The organism is Streptomyces sp. NPDC045695 (genome assembly GCF_056432025.1).
In genome coordinates this window covers 67,297-85,230 of record NZ_JBWKJU010000025.1, presented here as the reverse complement: position 1 = coordinate 85,230, position 17,934 = coordinate 67,297, and the positions used below count along the sequence as shown (strand labels likewise).

The window sequence follows — 17,934 nt, the reverse complement described above, 5'->3', positions numbered from 1 at the left end:
GAGGGCGACCGCGCCGTCCGCGTTGCGCTTGAACCAGATGTTCGGGAAACCGAGGAAGCGGTGCCAGGCCACACCCATGTTGGTGTTGAGCGAGATCGTGATCATCCAGATGAAGGAGGCCGAGATCTTGACCATGGCGAAGAAGTAGACGAGGTTCGCCAGCGTGTCCGTGCTCAGCCCGTCGAAGGCGAGCACCAAGGGGTACGAGGCGAAGTACGCGGCCTCGTAGCCCTCGACATGGTGCAGCGCGCCCTCCAGGCCGCGCAGGACCATGATGCAGATGCCGATGGTGAGGATGACGGCCTCGACGAAGTACGCCTGCCACGCCTTCGAGCCGGTGAAGCGCGACTTGCGGCCGGGCCGGGAGGGCAGGTTCGCCAGGCGGATGGCGATGAGGGTGAGGATGCCCACGGTCATCATCGAGCCGAACACCTCGACCACCAGCTCCCACGGCAGGAAGCTGCCGATGATCGGGAGCAGCCAGTCGGCCTGGAAGAGCTGGCCGAAGGCGTTGACGATGGTGAGGAGCAGGCTGAAGAAGCCGACGGCGACGAACCAGTGGGCGACGCCGACGACGGCCCAGTTGTTCATTCGGGTGTGGCCCAGGAACTCCCTGACCACGGTGACCGTCCGGGCGACAGGATCGTTGGTCCGCGATCCGCCCGGGACCGGCTGGCCGAGCAACACGAAGCGTAAGAGCTGCGCGATGGCTCGGCCGAACAGTGCGACGCCGACCGTGGCGAGCACCAGCGACACAATGATCGCGGTGAGTTGCATGAGGGGCTCCTCGGGCCTGCGAGAGCGGGTAATTCGAGAACTACTCGGCGGTAACTTTGGTGTTCTCGGCAGAGATTACCCAGGACCGAGAGCTTCATGAAGTCGCGCCATCGGTGATCTACGTCGCTGTGCCGGCCCTGACTCCCGCCCCGCCGGTACCCGGCTCGTCGTCCGTCTTCAGCGGGGAGGGGGCGCGGCGGTGACGAGGGCACCGATGCTCGCTCTCCCTCGATCCACCGCTGGTACTGGTCTGCCTCTCCGTCAACGCGCAGTGCCACGCCGCTTTCTCGGCCGCGAGATCGTGGGTGGTCCACATACTGCCGCCCAAGCACCGAGACCTCGCCCTGTGGTTCTCTTCCAAGGGCGTCGACAAGTTCTCCCGGGGCGAGTTCACGACGAACCCTCAAGGCCACCCCCTGCTCGAGGGTGCCTGCGCCGTGCTGGAATGCGCAGCGACCGCCCGATATGGAGGCGGCGACCACTCCATCCTCGTGGGAGAGGTCACGGACGCTCGCGTGTACGACGAGGACCCGGCCGTGTACTTCCGGCGGGAATTCCACACTCTGACACCGCTGTTCGAGCCGAGCCCACCCTCCTGAATCCCGCGTTCCGAACCGTTGACTGGCTGTTTCGCCGGTCCCAAGGCCGACGATGGGGACGGGATGGTCAGTCGCGGATCCTCAGTCGCTTGAGTGGGGTGCGAGGGTCTGGGGCGTGGCAGCCCATGACGCGAGCAGGCGAAGTCCCTCTTCGGAGGGTGAGCCGGGTTCGGCGCAGTAGATGGTGAGGGTGAGGCCGGGTTCGGCGGCCATCTCCAGGCCCTCGTAGGCGAGGGTGAGGTCGCCGACGGCCTGGTGGTGGAAGCGTTTGGTGCCGGCGCCGTGGTGGCGGACGTCGTGGGCGCCCCAGCGGGTGCGGAAGGCGTCGCTACGAGTCGACAGCTCGCCGACGAGGTCGTGGAGGTCCTTGTCGTGGGGATTGCGGCCGGCCTCGGTGCGCAGGATGGCGACGACCACGTCGGCGGCGAGGTCCCAGTCGGGGTAGAAGCGGCGGGAGGCGGGGTCGAGGAACTGGAAGCGGGCCAGGTTCGCCTCGTTGCCGGGCGTGGCGTAGACGTCGGCGTAGAAGGCGCGGGCGAGCTGGTTGGCGGCCAGGATGTCCATGCGTCCGTTGCGGACGAAAGCGGGTCCGGCGGTGATGGCGTCCAGGGTCCACTGGAGGCTGCGGTGCGGCTTCCACTGGTCTTTGGTACGCCGGCGGCGGGGTCGGGTGAGGGCGTCGGTGCCGTCGGCGGCCTGGGCCAGATGGAGCAGGTGGGCGCGTTCGGCGTCGTCGAGCCGGAGGGCGCGGGCGACGGCTTCGAGGACGGCCGGTGAGACGCCGGCGAGGTTGCCGCGCTCCAGTTTGGCGTAGTACTCGACGCTGACGTCGGCGAGCGCCGCGACCTCGCTCCTGCGCAGGCCGGGGACACGTCGGCGGGGTCCGGTGGGCAATCCGGCCTGCTCGGGGGTGATCTTCGCGCGCCGCGAGGTGAGGAACTCGCGGACCTCTTCCTGGTTGTCCACCCTCCGACCGTACGCCCGGCACGCCGGGGTAGGGATGTACTGCCGGTACACCCCTTGTCAGTGACTCGCTGCGCGCGTGAAGTGAGGGTTGGCTGGATGGCGTGGCGCTTCCTCGGCCGATTCTCGGGCGGGAAGGAGCGCCGCGGTCCCACGGTGTTCCCGCTTCAGGGAAGGCCGACACATGAGCCGCACCCAAGCGGTCCGGCCCCTCGTAGGTGAGGAAGACCCCCATGCGCGGCGCAGTGATCCACGCCCCTGGTGACGTCCGTTTCGAGACCCTGGACGACCCGAAGCTCCTCCGTCCCACTGATGCCGTCATCCGGACGGCCGCCACCTGTGTCTGCGGCTCCGACCTGTGGCCGTACCGCGGTGCGGAGCCGATCGGTGACCCGCAGCCGATGGGGCACGAGTACGTCGGCTTCGTGGAAGAGGTCGGCTCCGAGGTCACGTCGCTCCGCCCGGGCCAGTTCGTCGTCGGCTCCTTCGCCACCTCCGACAACACCTGCGTGAACTGCCAGAACGGGTTCCAGTCGAACTGCCTCCACCGAGAGTTCATGTCCACCTGCCAGGCCGAGTACGTGCGCATCCCCAACGCCCAGGGCACCCTGGTCGCCACCGGTGAAGTGCCCGGTCATGAGCTCTGGCCCGGCCTTCTCGCTGTCTCCGACGTGATGGGCACCGGCTGGTGGGCGGCCGACGCCGCCGAGGTCAGGCCCGGCTCGACCGTCGTGGTCGTCGGCGACGGCGCGGTCGGCCTGTGCGGCGTGATCGCGGCCAAGGAGATGGGCGCGGAGCGGATCATCGCCATGTCCCGTCACGAACCCCGGCAGAAGCTCGCCTGGGAGTTCGGCGCCACCGACATCGTCACCGAGCGCGGCGAGGAGGGCGTGGCCCAGATCAAGGAGATGACCGGCGGGATCGGCGCCGACAGCGTCCTGGAGTGCGTCGGCACCGCCCAGGCCATGAGCCAGGCACTGCGCTCGGCCCGCCCGGGCGGCAGCGTCGGCTTCGTCGGAGTCCCTCACGACGTCGCCGTCGACGGTCAGGAGCTGTTCTTCTCCCACGTCGGCCTGCGCGGCGGCCCCGCCCCGGTACGCCGTTACCTGCCCGACCTCATCGACCGCGTCCTTGCGGGCCGGATCGACCCGGGCAAGGTCTTCGACCTCACCCTGCCCCTCGCCCAGGTCGCCGAGGGCTACCAGGCCATGGACGAGCGCCGCGCCGTCAAGACCCTCCTCAAGCCCTGAACCACCCGCCGCCCGAAAGAGCGATCATGCAGATCACCCGCAGGTCGATCGACGTCGCAGGCGAGGACTACACCGCTGCCGCTGCCGCTGCCCCGGCCACCGACTGCCTCGGGCGGCCTGCGCCCCTACCTGCACGACGATCCCCGTCGTCCGTCTCCGACAGGAGCACCGCCGCCATGGACATCCGCGTCACCCTCGACGGCCGCTCCGTCGGGGCCACCTTGAACGACAGTCCCGCCGCCCGCGACTTCGCCGACCTGCTCCCGCTCACCCTGCGCCTTGAAGACTTCCACGGCACGGAGCGAGTCGCCGACCTGCCGCGCAAGCTGGACACCTCCGGCGCCCCCGAACCGGCCGTAGTCGATACCGGAGACATCGCCTATTACGCCCCCTGGGGCAACCTTGCCCTCTTCTACCGGGACGGGCCTGCTGCTTCTGCCGACCTGCTCATCCTCGGCCACCTCGACGGCAGCGCCGACCAGCTCGGCAGGGCCGACCGCATCACCCTCGAAGCCGCCTCCTGATCGGTGCGAACCCACCTACGCGCCCGAGGAACACACGGCAGGGTCGGGCCTCGCTGCGCCCGGCGTGGTGGCGGCGGGTCTCGGTCAGTCGAGGAGCTGTGTCCTGATCAGGTACTCGGCCTGAGCGGACAGCTCCGTGCGCCGGGTCTGTTCGTCGGCGATCTCGATTTCCCTGCGCAGCACCAGTTCGGTGCGCAGCACCGTCGTCCGGGGAACCGGCACCCGTTGGCCGGGTTTCTCGGTGAACGGCTGCAGTTCTCCGGCGAGGGCGTGGGCATCGGCGGACGTGCCACGTCGCAGGGAGAGGAACACGCGGGCGAGCCAGTCCGCGGGGATCTGAACCATGAAGTCAGACATGCCGGTACAACGACGGGTCACGTAGCCCGTGGCGCTCAATCGCCCGTCCGGCCGAGTGCCGGGGCCGCCCGTGCGGACCCCTCCCCGCAACAGCCGAGACCTCCGATGGCGTGGGGTGCCTCGGGCCATGGCCGTCAGGCGCCGTCGCCGTCCCGCATGGCGCCGCGAATGGCGTCGCGCGCCCGGTCGACGACGGCCGCCACGGGACCCAGCGTGAGGTTCGCGGTGGCCGATTCGACCCCCGGGTGCGGGCGCGTCGGCGCGGTCGCCTCGGCCGCCTTGACGGCCTTGGCCATCAAGGCCAGCCGGGCCGGTGAGGTGCTACGGCGCAGCAGGGCGAATTCGTAGCGTTCCTCTGCCCGGGCGTGTGCCAGGACGGCGTCGCGGAGGGACAGCAGGGTCGGCATGAACTTGGGGTCGGACACGTCCAGGTCCTCCAAGGCGGAGAGCTTCTCCTTGGCGGCCTTCTCCTCGGCGAGCCGCTCCTCCACCACATCACCTCCGCCGTCGAAGGCGGAACGGGCGTGGGGGTGCACGACCTCTTCCTCGGCGGTCTCGTGTACGGCGAGCAAGTGCATCAGACGCCGGAACGGCTCTTCGCGTTCCTCACCCTCGGCGGCGCGCACCTCGTCGAAGAGGGTGTGGATCTGACCGTGCTGGCGCATGAGGAGTGCCACCACGTCCTCGTCGGCCGCCGGGTCGCCCTTCTGAGCCTGCTCGTCCATCACCTCGTCGTCTCCCGTCCCGGCCATCAGGCGCGCTCGGATTCGACGGGGTGGGGGCCTTCTGTTTCCATGCGGTAGTCGCGGTCGAACATCTCCTGGTGCTGGTCGATGACGCGGTCGCTCGGCGGCTTCTCGCCGTCGTGCAGGCGCTGCTGCATCTGCTCGAACCGCTCGTGCGCCTCACGGACGTAGCCCGCCCCCAGGGTCGTCAGGTCGATCTGGGTCGCCAGGAGTTCGCGCAGGTACTCCTTGTTCGGTTCGAAGGTGAGCACGTTCGGCAGCTGCGGAGCGAGGACCTCCTCAGGCTCCCGGCCGTCGTGCCGGCGCATCAGGTCGCAGGCGATCCGCAGGTGCTCCAGCTCCATGTTCAGGTGCAGCTCCCACAGTGCCTTCACCTTCGGGTGGGACTCCTGCTCCATGAAGGAGTAGTACAGGTAGCACTCGTTGTACTCATGGTTGACCAACTGCTCCCACCACGTCTCCCCCGGGTCGACCAGGGACTCGTAGTGGGTGACGTGCTCCTCCTCGATGAGCCCGATCTCCTGGTAGAGCTGACGTGCGATCGGCTCCATGTAGGTAGGACCGGTGTTCATGTAGAAGTTCATCGTCTGCTGCTCCGCCGACAGCACCGTCAGCGCGTGCAGCTTCGACAGCGGGTCGGTGGCCGCCTTGTCGTAGGGGTCGCGGACGTTGTCGAACGGGTGCCGGTGGTGCATGCGCGTGGGCCGGCCCGGCATGACTTCGGTGAGGCCGTCGACGATCGCCTCTGCCTTGCGGTGCTCGATCATCTCGTACAGGTTCGCGTACCGGTACAGGTGGTCGAAGTCCTCCAGCACGCCGAACTGGTACGCCTGCTGGAGGTAGGGGTCCGGCTCCATTCGGGCGATCCAGGACGTGAGGTCGACAGCCACCTGCTCGTAGGCGATCGTCGTCTCCAGCACCGAGGAGACGCCCGGCAACAGCCAGTTGACCGCCTTCTGCTGCTGGGCCTCGACGTACCTCACCTCGGCGAGCTGCCGCTTGACGTCGGGGTCGACCGTGTTCCGGGCGAGCTGGTGGCTGAACAGGATCGCCTCGACCTCAATGCCGTTCATCGTGATGACCCGGCAACGCGTGTAAGGATCTGAGGCATCGGGGTCGATGGGGGACACGTTCAGCTCGCGCCAGCTGCGTACCTGGCGGTCCAACGGGATGCCCCGCTGCTCCAGAGGGTTGAACGTCATACGGCACCAGCCTTTGACCGAGGGCGAACGGGACGCAGTCGGTCATCCTTCCCGGCCCTCCCGCCGGGTGCGCTGCTCCACACGCGGCGCCCTGCGCAACTCACTCCATCGGGCCCGCCCGCCGAGCCGGGGCGCGGCTCGAGAGCCGGCGCGCACTACAGAGCGGCCCCGTGGGCAGAGCCGCGGGGGCCCCGGTCCCGCGGGTTACTCGCGCTCGCTGTCCGGTTCGCCTTCCGCCGCGCGGACCAGCATCGAGTAGGCAAGCTGCATGGCATCGGCGACGGCCACCACCGCCAGCGTCCGCTCCGCCGCCGTGGTCGCACGCGGCCAGATCAGGCGCGCGCCGGTGAGACCGGTCGCCACCCACACGCTCAGGCAGAACGGACAGCTCGCCAGTTCTCCCATGATGCGCCGGTCTTCTCGGGGGAACTCATTCAGCTCCGCCGGGGCCCCGTCGCCGTCCACCTCCGTGAAAGGGGCGCGCAGGGGCCTGGTGATCTTGGCCTTCCCGATCAAGCGGCTCAACCGGAACGTGGCGGCCGCGCTCAGCAGCACTCCCGTCGGCCGTTCGAGATGGGCGGCAGGCCGACCGCGGAGCTGTACCTGCCAGGCCCAGGCGGCGGCGTAAGCCCCATAGGCTGCCAGAGCCACCAGCCGTGTCGGCTCCAGGCCCGAGCGGTCTTTCCTCGTCGGCGTGGTCATGGGCTGCGCCTGCCCGCAAGACGAGCAACGATGCGCCCCGACCTGCCGCCCGTCCCATGCGGGGGCACAAGAGGAGGTGGAGCGCCATCGGGACCATCGTGGCGGCCGTGACGCCGACCACCGCGCCGGCTGCGACGTCGGAGGAATGGTGAGCGCCGCTGTGGACCCGCTCAACCGCCACCAGCACCGCCGGCACGGCCCACCCGGCAACCGCCCACGGCCACTCGGTCGCGACGGACACGGTGAACGCCACGGCGGCGGCCGTGGGCCCGGACGGGAAGGAGGAGCCGTCGGGCCGGTCGCGGCTGCCTCGCGACCCGCGGGCAGGACTGCCAGAAGTCCCCTGTCCTGCTGTTTCTCGGGCATCACCGATTTTTGACGGCGTCTGCGTTTGGCGGGCGCGGACCTGGTAAGGCGCCGCGGAGAACGCGGTCGCACGCGTGGCTCGCCGAGCCCGGGCCGTGTGAGGAGATGAGTGCCATGGGCAAGCGCATGCTCATGCTGGCTGTGGCGGCCACCGCGACGGCGGTGACCGGGATGTGCGCACCGGCAGCGCTGGCCGGCGTGCCTGCCGGTGACCAGGACACGACCTACGTGACGTCAGCCCACCAGGGCAACCTGGCGGAGATCGCCGCAGGCCAGGATGCCCAGAGGAATGCGATGACCTCCTGCGTCAAGGACGTGGGCGCACAACTGGTCGCCGATCACCAAAAGCTCGACAGGGACCTGAAAGCCCTCGCCGCCAAAGCCGACATGACCCTGCCCACCGCTCCCACGGCCGCGCAGCAGCAAGAGCTCAAGGACGTCCAGGAGAAGGCCGGCACGGCCGGATACGACCCGGCATGGCTCGCCAACCAGGAAGCCGCCCACCAGAAGACCCTGACTCTGATCGACACTCAGATCCGGTCCGGCAGCGACACGGCCGTCACCGACGCCGCCAAGAAGGCACGCCCGATCGTCGCCATGCACCTCGACATGGTCCGCGGCGGCGCCTGCCACACCTCGTAGCACGACGACGCCCTCACTCGCCGCCACCCGGTCCCCCGGCGCCGCGCTTTTCACGCCCTTGCCAAGGAAGCTGGGCGAAGGAGCCGGCTCCGTGCCTGTCCACCCGCCGGCGTGATGATCGGCGCGGAAGGAAGGGCGCTCCGTACCGGATGCCGCGCAGTCGGCGGGGTACGCGCCGTGTGAAAGCAACCGACTGTTCGCTTCGAATGACCAGGAGGAGCCTTGAGTGACATCCAGGACTTCGACCGCCGACAGGAGGGCACGTCGGCGGGCATAGCGCACACCGCCCAGGACAAGGCAGGCGAAGGCGCCGCCCTGGTCGGGGAGAAGACCACCGATGTGGCCCAGACCGCCAAGGAGCAAGCGTCGGAGGTCGTCGGTGAGGCAACGGCACAAGCCAAAGACCTCGTCGGTGAACTCCGCCATCAGCTACAGGACCAAGCCCATACGCAGACGCAGCGCCTGGCGGACAACGTCCGCAAACTCGCGGGTGAGCTTCGTGACATGAGCGAGAACGGCGCACCGGATTCCACCGCCGCAGGGATCGTCCGCCAGATATCCGACGGCGGTCACCAGGTCGCCGAGCACCTAGAGAGGCGCGGCCCCGACGGACTGGTCACTGACCTCCAGGACTTCGCCCGCCGTCGGCCAGGAGTGTTCCTCGCCGGTGCCGCGCTGGCCGGATTCGCCGTTGCCCGAGCGGGCAAGGGCGTCAGCGGCGCGGCACCCTCGGGGTCCGCTGATCCCGGTGCCTCGGACCCCCGTACGTCGGATCCTCGTACGTCGGATCCTCTTGGCTCAGTCCCGACAGCGAGCCCCCGGCCGGCCGAGGCCCCACGCACGGCAGACAGCTCCCTGACCACTCGGGACCGCCTCGGCGAGGCCGGTTACCAGGACCCCGCGGAGACGTACGGGCAGTCACAGCCCCCGCACGTGACGCACGCGCCGCCGGTCACACCCGCCCCGCCGGCCTACCCGCCGGCAGCGGCGGATCCTTCCCGGCCCGGGTCGGCACAGAGCGTCCGACCCGGTGAAAGGAGCTGACCGTGGCCATCTCCTCCCACGAGCGGCCCACGGCGCCTCCCGTTCCCCCGGCGCCTCCCGTTCCCCCGGTGCCGCCCGCACCCTCGGCCACCCGGCACTCGCCGGGCAGGTCACACGACCCGTCGATCGGTGACCTGATAGGGGAAATCGGCACGGACCTCTCCCAGCTGGTCCGGGACGAGTTCGAACTGGCGAAGGCCGAGATCAAACAAGAGTCCACGAAAGCCGGCAAGGCCTTCGGCATGCTGGGCGGCGCCGGGTACGCCGGGCATCTCGTCCTGCTGCTGGGCAGCCTGACCGTGATCTTCGCCCTCGCCAACGTCATGGACCCTGCGTGGGCCGCACTGATCGTCACCGCCGTCTGGGCCGTAGTGGGCACCGTCCTGTACGCCACCGGGCGCAAGCGCCTGCGCACCGTCAACCTCAAGCCCGAACAGACCGTGGAAACGCTGAAGGAGGACGCCCGATGGGCACGACACCCGACGAGCTGAGGAGCGACGTGGAACACCGGCGGGCGCACCTGGCGCGCAACGTCGACCTCCTGGCCGACAAGCTGACGCCCGGCCGGGTGGCGCGACGCAAGGCCGCCTCCGTGCGGCACGGACTGACCGGGGCGAAGGAGCGCGTGATGGGCACGGCACACGACACGGCGCACAGCATCGCCGACAGCGCCGGGCAGGCTGCGAGCGGCATGGCCGACACGGCCAAGGAAGCGGTGGGCAGCGTGAGCGAAACCCTTCAGCAGGCGCCTGCCCAGGTCACACGTCAGACGCAGGGCAGTCCCCTGGCCGCCGGGATCATGGCGTTCGGTGCCGGCATGCTCGCCGCGGCTCTGCTGCCCACCACCGAGGCGGAGGAACGCGCGGGGCAGCGGCTGAAGCAGCACTCCGACCAACTGGTCGAACCGGTCAAGCAGGCCGCCGTGGAGGCGGCCCAAGAAGTGAAGGAAGAGATGAGCGGCCCCGCTTCCGAGGCGGTCGAGTCGGTCAAGACAACCGCGCAGGAGGCCATGGCCACGGTCACGGACGACGCCCGGGCGGCCGGCCGAGAGACCTCCGAGGGACTGCGCCAGGTAGGCCGCGAAGCGGCCCGGGAGGTGCGCGACACCCCCGGCAGCCAGAATCCCCCCTCCGGCTGACCGCCGACTCCGTATGACGTCGCAGCTCGGTCACCGAATGCCCAGCTGCGACGTCAAGCTGTCAAGCTGCGAGGTCAACGGGAACGCGGAGCCCGGTCGCGCGCTCAGCCGTGCCGGGGGAAGCCGAGTCGTACGGGACCGACGCCCGGCGAAGTGTGGACCAGGGCGGAAGCGGCCGGTTCGGGCAGTCCCGCGGAGGTCAGCAGGGACTCCTCCAAGCGCACGAGCGTTCCGCGGGAGAGCGGCCAGGGCTCGTGGCGGACCGGGGTCCGCCAGAGCAGGCCAGCCGACATCGAGTACGCGTGGAAGCGGTTGGTCAGCCAGGAGTCCAGTCGGTCAGGCGCTTCGATGCACCGGCCGGTGCGCACCTCGATCTCATAGCCGGGACCGCGGCGCCCGCGGCGGCCCGCGTAGTGATGGGTGCGGCCCTGGCCCTGTACGGAAAGGCGTGCCAGGGAGTAGGGGATTCCCAGCAGGCGCGCGGCCAGCATGGCCGGGTGGGTGACGTCCAGGGAGAAGAACCACAGGCCGCTCGGCCCGCCTTTCCGGCGCACGTAGGTGCGCAGGTTCGTCTCGGGGAAGGTTCCCCCGGGGAGCGGCACGCCCAGTACCCGGGTGGAGGACATGACGAAGGGGGTCAGGCTCACCCAGCCCTGCCCTTCGAAGACATCGACTTCGAGATGAGGCGGCAAGAGGCGCTGGAGGACCGCCGACGGATAAGGCCAGTGCAGGAACGTCTGTCGCGTCCAGTGCACCGACAACAAGGGAACCCGCACACCCTCCCTTGCGACCTCCCCGGGGTGCCGAGGCCCGTGTCCCGACGTGGTCGCCGGACGGGTGGGTGGGAAGGGTGCCTCGCTCATGTGCTGCGCCTACCCGTCGGAGCGCGAAGGATGCCGTGCTGTGCGGCCGCCCGCAGGTCCGCAGGGTGACTAGTCGGACGATACGAGGGTTCGTCCCGGCGAGGCCGGTCACCGCCCGGGGCCGCCCGGGAGCATCCTGCAAGCAGGAGACCGGACGACAGGGCTGTTGGTCCGCGAGGCCGGGCTCCTCGGACGGGTACGGGCCCACGTGGGTCGACCTGGCACGGCCCTGCTGCCCACGGCCCAGGACGCGTCGGCCCGTTTCGCGAACGCGCGCCCTGTTCAGCGGGGCGATGCGAACGGAGCAGGGCTCCTTCACGGGATACGTCTCCCCGCTACCGCAGTCCTCCGCCCACGCGGCAGCGGAACTGGAGGAGTGGGGGACGAGGCTGGGTCGGCACTTGGCCGACCGCGGCTGTCTCGGCCCGTTCGGACTGGACGCTCTCATCAGTTAGGACGGCGTCACGTACGCCAGCGAGAGCAACGTCCGCCGTACCGCCACCACCACACCGCACACCATGGTCACCCGGCTGACGACGGCGGTCGGCCTTCCGCAGCCGGCGTGGGCGGTGTCCAAGAGGCGGACTCGGCGATCCGTCGGGTTCGCAGAGGCTCTCGACCGGTTGCGCGAACAGCGCGTTGCCTTCGACGCGCAGCGTGGCGAGGGGTCGTCCTCTCCGCGGACGCGCCACCGGACGGCCACTCCTGGCGCTGCGCTACGCGGTCATCGCCGCGCACGGGAGTCGCGCGCGCGAGCTGGAAGTCGCTCTGGCGGAGGCTTTGGAGTTCGAGGTGCCGACCACCCCGCGCCGGAGGCCATGGGCGGTCAGCCATGCCGAGGCACTTCGCCTCGGTGACGACACGGTCAGCGCGAATCCTGAAAGACCGGGGAGATCCGCCCGAACATGCGAATGGTTGTAGGGTGCCGGGGACAGCCCTTGACCCCCGAAAAGTGGGCAGGGAGCGGATGTTTTCGGGAGTATCGCCATGCTTCGTACCATGTTCAAGTCCAAGATCCACCGGGCCACCGTCACCCAGGCCGACCTGCACTACGTCGGCTCCGTGACCGTCGACGCCGACCTGCTGGACGCCGCCGATCTGCTGCCCGGCGAGCTCGTCCACATCGTGGACATCACCAACGGGGCGCGGCTGGAGACTTACGTCATCGAAGGTGAGCGCGGGTCCGGGGTCATCGGGATCAACGGCGCCGCCGCGCACCTGGTGCACCCGGGGGACCTGGTCATCCTGATCAGCTACGCGCAGGTCGAGGACGCCGAGGCCCGGGCGCTGAAGCCCCGCGTGGTGCACGTGGACGCCGACAACCGGATCATCGAACTGGGCGCGGATCCGTCCGCCCCGGTGCCGGGTACGGATCAGCGGCGCAGCCCCCACGCAGTGGCCGTCTGAGGGGAGCGGGGACCGTGGCGATCGAGATCCGGGACGAGCGCAAGGCCGGACGGCTGCTCGCCGTCGAGGACGGGGAGGTGGCCGGCACCATCGCCTACTTCGTGCTGGCCGAGGCGCCCCACGCCCTGGTGGCCGTGCACACCGTCGTCGAGCCGGGGCGCGAGGGCCGGGGCATCGGCGGGGAGCTGGTGAAGACCTTCTACGAGATCGCCGCCGCCGAGGGTGTGCCCGTGGTCCCGCTCTGCCCGTACGCCGCGCGCTGGGCCGTCAGACACCCCGACCTGGCGCCCGCAGCGCCGGCCGAGGTCGTGGCCACCGCCAAGGCGCAACTGGACGCCGACCCGGACCTCTGGTGACGGAGCCGGTCGGTGCGCCGGTGGCCGGCGGTGCCGCTCTGACCCTGCTGCACACCTCGCCCGCGCACGTCCCGGTCTTCGACGCGCTCCGGGACCGCCACCACCCGGGGGCCGTACTGCGGCACCTGGTGGCGGTGGAGCTGCTGGACCGGGCCCGCGCGCACGGGCCGGAGTCGGTGTCCCCGGCCCTGCTGGAGCTGCTCGCCGCAGCCGGGCCCGGGCGCGTACTGGTCACCTGCTCGACGATCGGGGCGATCGCGGAATCCCTGGCTCCGGCCCTCGGCGCCCCGGTGCTGCGGGTGGACCGGCCGATGGCGGCCGCGGCGGTGCGCACCGGTGCGCGGATCGCCGTACTGGCCACGGTCGAGTCCACGCTCGCCCCGACCCGGGAGCTGCTGGCCGAGGAAGCGGGCGGGCGGCCCGTGTCGATCCGCACGCACGTGGTCGCGGGGGCGTGGGAGCGGTTCGAGGCGGGGGACACCGCGGGGTATCTCGCCCGCGTGGCCGCGGCCGCCGAGGGTGTCACCGACGCGGACGTCATCGTGCTGGCCCAGGCCTCCATGGCCGGGGTGGCCGACCTGGTCACGGGCCGGATCCCGGTCCTGTCCAGCCCGGCCCCGGGTCTGGCGGCGGGGCTGCGGCTGCCCCACCCGGAGGGTGAAACGGCTTAAAAAGCGGCAAAATGGGACTCATGGTACGCAAAGCCGAGCAGACCGTGCCGCCGGTCCCCGAGCCGTCGCCCGTCCCGGAGCCGCCTCCCGCGCCCGGGCCCGGGCCGAGCCCGGGGCCCAGCCCCTTCCCGGACCCCGAGCCCATCCCGCGGCCCGTGCCGCCCAGCCCGGAGCCGATGCCGCCGCCGACGCCGCCGCCGAGCCCGCTGACCTGAGTCCGCCGAGCCGAGCATGCATGCGGGCCTGAGGCGCCGACCTGAGCCCGTCGGCCCGAGCGCGCTGACCTGGGCAGTGCCGAGCACGGGCGCCGTCGCCGCCGCCGGTGCGCCCCGGCGTGCTTCCCGCGGCCGGGGGGCCGCCCAAGTTCCGCACGCGTGCGCCCTGTTGTGCCCCTTGTCATGCCCTGGTCGGCTCGTTAGGTTGTGGGGTTCCTGATGTCTTCCTGGGGGGCTCCCATGGGTGTACGGGGCCGGCACCGCCGGTATCAGCCGAGCAGCATCAACCGGGCCTCGCTGGCCGTCACCGCCGGTGGGGCCGGGATCGCCTTACCGCTCATCGGTGCCGGAGCCGCCCACGCCGCCTCCGTGGACACCTGGAACAAGGTCGCCGCCTGCGAGTCGACCCACAACTGGGGCATCAACACCGGCAACGGCTACTACGGCGGCCTCCAGTTCAGCCAGAGCACCTGGCGGGCCTTCGGCGGCACCGCCTACGCCCCCCGCGCGGACCTCGCCACCAAGGACCAGCAGATCGCGGTCGCCGAGAAGGTACTCAAGGGCCAGGGACCCGGCGCCTGGCCGAACTGCGGGAAGCACGCCGGCCTGACCCGCAGCGGTCCGGCCCCGGCCGTCGCCCCGCAGGGCCCGTCGCAGCCGAAGGCGGTTCCGGCGCAGGCCGCGGCGCCCCGCCCGACCGGGACCTCCGTCCTGCCGAACCCGTACGTCGTCGCGCCCGGCGACTCGCTCTCCGTGATCGCCACCCGGCAGCACGTCGAGGGCGGCTGGCAGGCGCTGTACGAGACCAACCGCGCCACCGTGGGCGGCAACCCGAACCTGATCTTCCCCGGCCAGCGGCTCACCCTGCGGATCACGGCCGCACCGACCACGCCCGCCGAGCCGCCCGCGCAGGACCCGCAGAAGCCGCCGCGGACCGCCGAGCCGGTGAAGCCCGTGGAGCCGGCGGCCGAGAAGCCCGCCGCGGAACCGGCCGGGAAACCAGCTGAGAAGAAGGCCGAGCCGAAAGCCGAGCCCAAAGCCGAACCGAAGGCCGAGAAGCCCGCCTCAGTGCAGGAGAAGCCGCAGGCGGGCGGCTTCCACGCCCCCGTCGACGCCGCCCTCGGCACCGCCTACCGGGTGTCCGGTTCCTCCTGGTCGAGCGGCTACCACACCGGCGTCGACTTCCCGGTCGCCACCGGAACCACCGTCAAGTCCGTCGGCCCCGGCCAGGTCGTCTCCGCCGGCTGGGCCGGCGCCTACGGCTACCAGGTCGTCATCCGGCACACCGACGGCCGGTACTCCCAGTACGCCCACCTCTCCGCCCTCGGCGTCAAGGCCGGCCAGCAGGTCTCCGGAGGCCAGCGCATCGGCCGCTCCGGCTCGACGGGCAACACCACCGGACCGCACCTGCACTTCGAGATGCGCACGGGGCCCGGCTACGGCTCCGACATCGACCCGTTGAAGTACCTCCGCGGCCACGGCGTCCACATCTGACCCCCGCGTGTGCGACGGTACGGCGGTGAGCACGATCAGGCCTGCCGCCGCCAGCGCGGCGCTGGTCAGCGCCGCCGCCGTGCCCGCCGCCCCGTAGCGGAACCCCTCGTCGAACAGCGTGATGCCGACCGTCGCCGCGACCACCGGGTTGATCACCGTGACCGTGGCCAGCGGAGCGGTCAGCCCGGCGCCCCGGTAGGCCGCCTGCGAGAGCAGCAGCCCGCCGGCCGCCAGCGCCGCGATCGCCGCCAGGTCGGGCCACAGGACGGTCAGGGCGTCCGGGGCGACGTTCTCGGCCACCGACTTGGTGAACACCGAGGCCATGCCGAAGGCCGTACCGGCCGCCGCGGCCAGCAGCACGCTGCGCAGCACCGCCCGGCGCATCCGGTGCGCCGCCAGGAACAGCGCCGCCACCGCCGCCCCCGTCGCCGTGAGCAGCACGCCGCGCTCACCGCCCGCCAGGGCCTGCTCGGCCCGCCCCTCCCCGCCGGTCAGCGCCAGCAGTCCGGCGAGGCCCACCGTCGCCAGTACGGCCCCGCGCCAGGCCGCCGCGCCCGCCCGGCGCCCTACGAGGACGGCCGCCATCGGCAGGGCGAAGACGATGGTCAGCGCGCCGAGCGGCTGGACCAGGCTCAGCGGCCCGTACGCGAGCGCCACCACGTGCAGCAGGGCGCCCAGGCCGTTCAGCCCCACGGCCACCCACCAGCCGCCCCGGCGCAACGGCGCGTACGGGCGGTCCGGCGTGCTCGCCGCGACCTGTTCCTGGACGATCGCCCCGCCCGCGTACGCCAAGGCGGACACGAGGCAGAGCAGGACCGACAGCGCCAGTGCACTCATAAGGTCCACAATGCACGACCCCCCTGGGGCTATTCCTCCGCCCACAGGTGGTGATCAGTCATACTCCGGACGTAGTACGGGAGTACTCAGCGTGGTCACCGCCGTAGCGCAGCGCTACCCCTGTCGTGGCCGAGAGTTACCCCTCCGACCCCCAAAGTGACGGTCCGCTCGCGGTGCGTGAGGGCGGCGCGAGCGGGTTTGGACCGGGGCTCGTGGGATCCGTACAGTTTCCCTTTTGAGGACTTCCGCAGCAGGCGGATGCGGACGAGTGATCAAGGAACGCAGCGGCCATGACGGTGACCGAAGACAGTCAGGACTACGGGCAGGACTACGGCCCGGGCATCGACCCCGACCGGCTCGCGCTCTGCCTCAGCGTGCTCGACGAGCTGGACAAGATCGACGTCGACCACCCGGACGCGATCACCGTACGCCGCGCCACCGCCGGGCTCTACCGCACCGTCAAGCAGCGCCGCCGCCAGGAGCGCCGAGCCGCCAAGACCGCCAACGACAAGGCCGTCACCGAGGCGACCGCGACCGGCTCCGCCGAGCGCATCGACGACGAGACCGAGGGCCTCCTGCCCTCCTCCGTCACGGACGCCGGCCGGATCGCCGGGATACTCCAGCGCCCGCGTTCCTGCTACGTCTGCAAGGTGCGCTACGTCGAGGTCGACTACTTCTACCACCAGCTCTGCCCGAGCTGCGCCACCGAGAACCGGACCAGGCGTGAGGCCCGTGCCGACCTCTCCGGCAAGCGCGCGCTGCTCACCGGTGGCCGCGCCAAGATCGGCATGTACATCGCGCTGCGGCTGCTGCGCGACGGCGCCCACACCACGATCACCACCCGCTTCCCCAAGGACGCCATCCGCCGCTTCAAGGCGATGGAGGACTCGGCGGACTGGCTGCACCGCCTGGAGGTCGTCGGCATCGACCTGCGCGACCCGGCCCAGGCCGTGGCGCTCGCCGACCAGGTGGCCGAGGCCGGCCCGCTGGACATCCTGATCAACAACGCGACGCAGACCGTGCGCCGCCTGCCCACCGCGTACGCCGCGCTGGTCGACGGGGAGAGCGCCCCGCTGCCGGCCGGCGAGCTCCCCGCCCACCACGTCATCGGCGCGTTCAACTCCGGTGCGGTCGACGGCCTGGCGGCGCTGCCCGTCGGCGTGAGCGGGCTGGAGGCGCAGAAGGTCGCCGACCTCGCCCTGGTCGCGGGCAACGCCAGCCTGGAGCGGCACCTCGCCGGAACCGCCATCGACGCGGGCGGCCTGCTGCCCGACGTCGTCGAGAGCAACACCTGGGTGCAGACCATCGACCAGATCTCCCCGGTGGAGCTGCTGGAGACCCAGCTGTGCAACTACACCTCGCCCTTCATCCTGATCAGCGCGCTCCGGCCGGCTCTGGCCGAGGCCGCGCGGAAGGCGTCCAGCGGGCGTGCGTACGTCGTGAACGTCTCGGCGATGGAGGGCGTCTTCAGCCGTGGCTACAAGGGTGCGGGGCACCCGAACACCAATGCCGCCAAGGCCGCGATGAACATGGTGACGCGGACCAGCGGTCAGGAGATGTTCCAGACCGACCGCATCCTGATGACCTCGGTCGACACCGGTTGGATCACCGACGAGCGCCCGCACTACGACAAACTGCGCCTCGCCGAGGAGGGCTTCCATGCCCCTCTCGACCTGATCGACGGCGCGGCCCGGGTCTACGACCCCGTCGTCCGCGGCGAGGCCGGCGAGGACCTGTACGGCGTCTTCCTGAAGGACTACGCCCCCGCGAACTGGTAGCCC

At 71.0% G+C, this 17,934-nt stretch carries 17 protein-coding genes and 4 pseudogenes; 12 read left to right on the top strand and 9 right to left on the bottom strand.

Annotated features, from left to right (window positions below):
• Positions 1–777: pseudogene (locus tag AC07DU_RS30215) on the bottom strand (Fe-S oxidoreductase); the annotation flags it as partial.
• Positions 778–1,004: 227 nt separating this feature from the next.
• On the opposite strand from AC07DU_RS30215, the pseudogene AC07DU_RS30210 reads away from it, so the two are divergent.
• Positions 1,005–1,376, top strand: a pseudogene (locus AC07DU_RS30210) (flavin reductase family protein); the annotation flags it as partial.
• An 81-nt stretch (positions 1,377–1,457) separates the two neighbouring features.
• On the opposite strand, the gene AC07DU_RS30205 reads toward AC07DU_RS30210, so the two are convergent.
• A complete protein-coding gene (locus AC07DU_RS30205; RefSeq protein WP_479114871.1) occupies positions 1,458–2,342 on the bottom strand; it encodes a helix-turn-helix transcriptional regulator in 885 nt (294 codons plus the stop codon).
• 230 nt (positions 2,343–2,572) lie between these two features.
• Here AC07DU_RS30205 and AC07DU_RS30200 point away from each other — a divergent pair, with 230 nt between their 5' ends.
• On the top strand, positions 2,573–3,589 hold the full coding sequence (locus tag AC07DU_RS30200) for a zinc-dependent alcohol dehydrogenase family protein (protein WP_479114869.1): 1,017 nt from the start codon (positions 2,573–2,575) through the stop codon (positions 3,587–3,589).
• Between the two features lie 26 nt (positions 3,590–3,615).
• Positions 3,616–4,113: a cyclophilin-like fold protein gene (locus AC07DU_RS30195; RefSeq protein WP_479114867.1), complete on the top strand. Its 498-nt coding sequence runs from the start codon at positions 3,616–3,618 to the stop codon at positions 4,111–4,113.
• Between the two features lie 84 nt (positions 4,114–4,197).
• On the opposite strand, the gene AC07DU_RS30190 is transcribed toward AC07DU_RS30195, so the two are convergent.
• From AC07DU_RS30190 to AC07DU_RS30170, 5 genes and pseudogenes are all read right to left on the bottom strand, one after another.
• Complete coding sequence (locus AC07DU_RS30190; RefSeq protein WP_479039045.1) at positions 4,198–4,470, bottom strand: hypothetical protein; 273 nt, start codon at positions 4,468–4,470, stop codon at positions 4,198–4,200.
• 134 nt (positions 4,471–4,604) lie between these two features.
• Positions 4,605–5,222, bottom strand: coding sequence for a hemerythrin domain-containing protein (locus tag AC07DU_RS30185; RefSeq protein ID WP_479114865.1), 618 nt, complete (start codon positions 5,220–5,222; stop codon positions 4,605–4,607).
• A complete protein-coding gene (locus AC07DU_RS30180; protein WP_360902109.1) occupies positions 5,222–6,418 on the bottom strand; it encodes a hypothetical protein in 1,197 nt (398 codons plus the stop codon). The genes AC07DU_RS30185 and AC07DU_RS30180 overlap by 1 nt, the downstream gene beginning before the upstream one ends.
• A 204-nt stretch (positions 6,419–6,622) precedes the next feature.
• Positions 6,623–7,120 carry a DUF1360 domain-containing protein gene (locus AC07DU_RS30175; RefSeq protein ID WP_479039039.1) on the bottom strand — a complete coding sequence of 166 codons (498 nt, stop codon included), beginning with the start codon at positions 7,118–7,120 and terminating at the stop codon, positions 6,623–6,625.
• A 103-nt stretch (positions 7,121–7,223) separates the two neighbouring features.
• A pseudogene (locus tag AC07DU_RS30170) lies at positions 7,224–7,493 on the bottom strand (phosphatase PAP2 family protein); the annotation flags it as partial.
• Between the two features lie 107 nt (positions 7,494–7,600).
• Between AC07DU_RS30170 and AC07DU_RS30165 the strand changes: the two are divergent.
• The 3 genes from AC07DU_RS30165 (at position 7,601) to AC07DU_RS30155 (ending at position 10,310) form a co-directional block, all read left to right on the top strand.
• Positions 7,601–8,128, top strand: a complete 528-nt coding sequence (locus AC07DU_RS30165; protein ID WP_479114863.1) for a DUF4142 domain-containing protein — start codon at positions 7,601–7,603, stop codon at positions 8,126–8,128.
• Positions 8,129–9,174: 1,046 nt separating this feature from the next.
• The gene (locus AC07DU_RS30160; protein WP_479039030.1) at positions 9,175–9,663 is read left to right on the top strand and encodes a phage holin family protein; all 489 of its coding nucleotides are present in this window, start codon (positions 9,175–9,177) and stop codon (positions 9,661–9,663) included.
• Positions 9,639–10,310, top strand: coding sequence for a DUF3618 domain-containing protein (locus AC07DU_RS30155; protein ID WP_479114861.1), 672 nt, complete (start codon positions 9,639–9,641; stop codon positions 10,308–10,310). Before AC07DU_RS30160 ends, AC07DU_RS30155 begins: the two co-directional genes overlap by 25 nt.
• Before the next feature lie 104 nt (positions 10,311–10,414).
• On the opposite strand, the gene AC07DU_RS30150 is transcribed toward AC07DU_RS30155, so the two are convergent.
• Positions 10,415–11,065 (bottom strand): YqjF family protein, encoded by a 651-nt coding sequence (locus tag AC07DU_RS30150; RefSeq protein WP_479039026.1) that lies wholly within the window; start codon positions 11,063–11,065, stop codon positions 10,415–10,417.
• Between the two features lie 1,095 nt (positions 11,066–12,160).
• Between AC07DU_RS30150 and panD the strand changes: the two genes are divergently transcribed.
• The 5 genes from panD to AC07DU_RS30125 all read left to right on the top strand — a co-directional run bounded on the left by panD (position 12,161) and on the right by AC07DU_RS30125 (position 15,316).
• Positions 12,161–12,580 (top strand): aspartate 1-decarboxylase, encoded by a 420-nt coding sequence (panD, locus tag AC07DU_RS30145; protein WP_470860336.1) that lies wholly within the window; start codon positions 12,161–12,163, stop codon positions 12,578–12,580.
• A 14-nt stretch (positions 12,581–12,594) separates the two neighbouring features.
• Entirely contained in the window at positions 12,595–12,936 is a 342-nt protein-coding gene (locus AC07DU_RS30140; protein ID WP_479037766.1) for a GNAT family N-acetyltransferase, read from the top strand.
• Positions 12,933–13,607: an aspartate/glutamate racemase family protein gene (locus AC07DU_RS30135; protein ID WP_479037763.1), complete on the top strand. Its 675-nt coding sequence runs from the start codon at positions 12,933–12,935 to the stop codon at positions 13,605–13,607. Before AC07DU_RS30140 ends, AC07DU_RS30135 begins: the two co-directional genes overlap by 4 nt.
• Positions 13,608–13,627: 20 nt before the next feature.
• Positions 13,628–13,822 carry a hypothetical protein gene (locus AC07DU_RS30130; protein ID WP_360902079.1) on the top strand — a complete coding sequence of 65 codons (195 nt, stop codon included), beginning with the start codon at positions 13,628–13,630 and terminating at the stop codon, positions 13,820–13,822.
• Positions 13,823–14,062: 240 nt separating this feature from the next.
• A complete protein-coding gene (locus tag AC07DU_RS30125; protein ID WP_479037782.1) occupies positions 14,063–15,316 on the top strand; it encodes a transglycosylase family protein in 1,254 nt (417 codons plus the stop codon).
• 24 nt (positions 15,317–15,340) lie between these two features.
• Here the strand turns inward: AC07DU_RS30125 and AC07DU_RS30120 are convergent.
• Positions 15,341–16,153: pseudogene (locus AC07DU_RS30120) on the bottom strand (DMT family transporter); the annotation flags it as partial.
• A 290-nt stretch (positions 16,154–16,443) separates the two neighbouring features.
• Between AC07DU_RS30120 and AC07DU_RS30115 the strand changes: the two are divergent.
• Positions 16,444–17,931: an SDR family NAD(P)-dependent oxidoreductase gene (locus AC07DU_RS30115; protein ID WP_479114859.1), complete on the top strand. Its 1,488-nt coding sequence runs from the start codon at positions 16,444–16,446 to the stop codon at positions 17,929–17,931.
• The last annotated feature ends 3 nt before the right edge of the window (positions 17,932–17,934 follow it).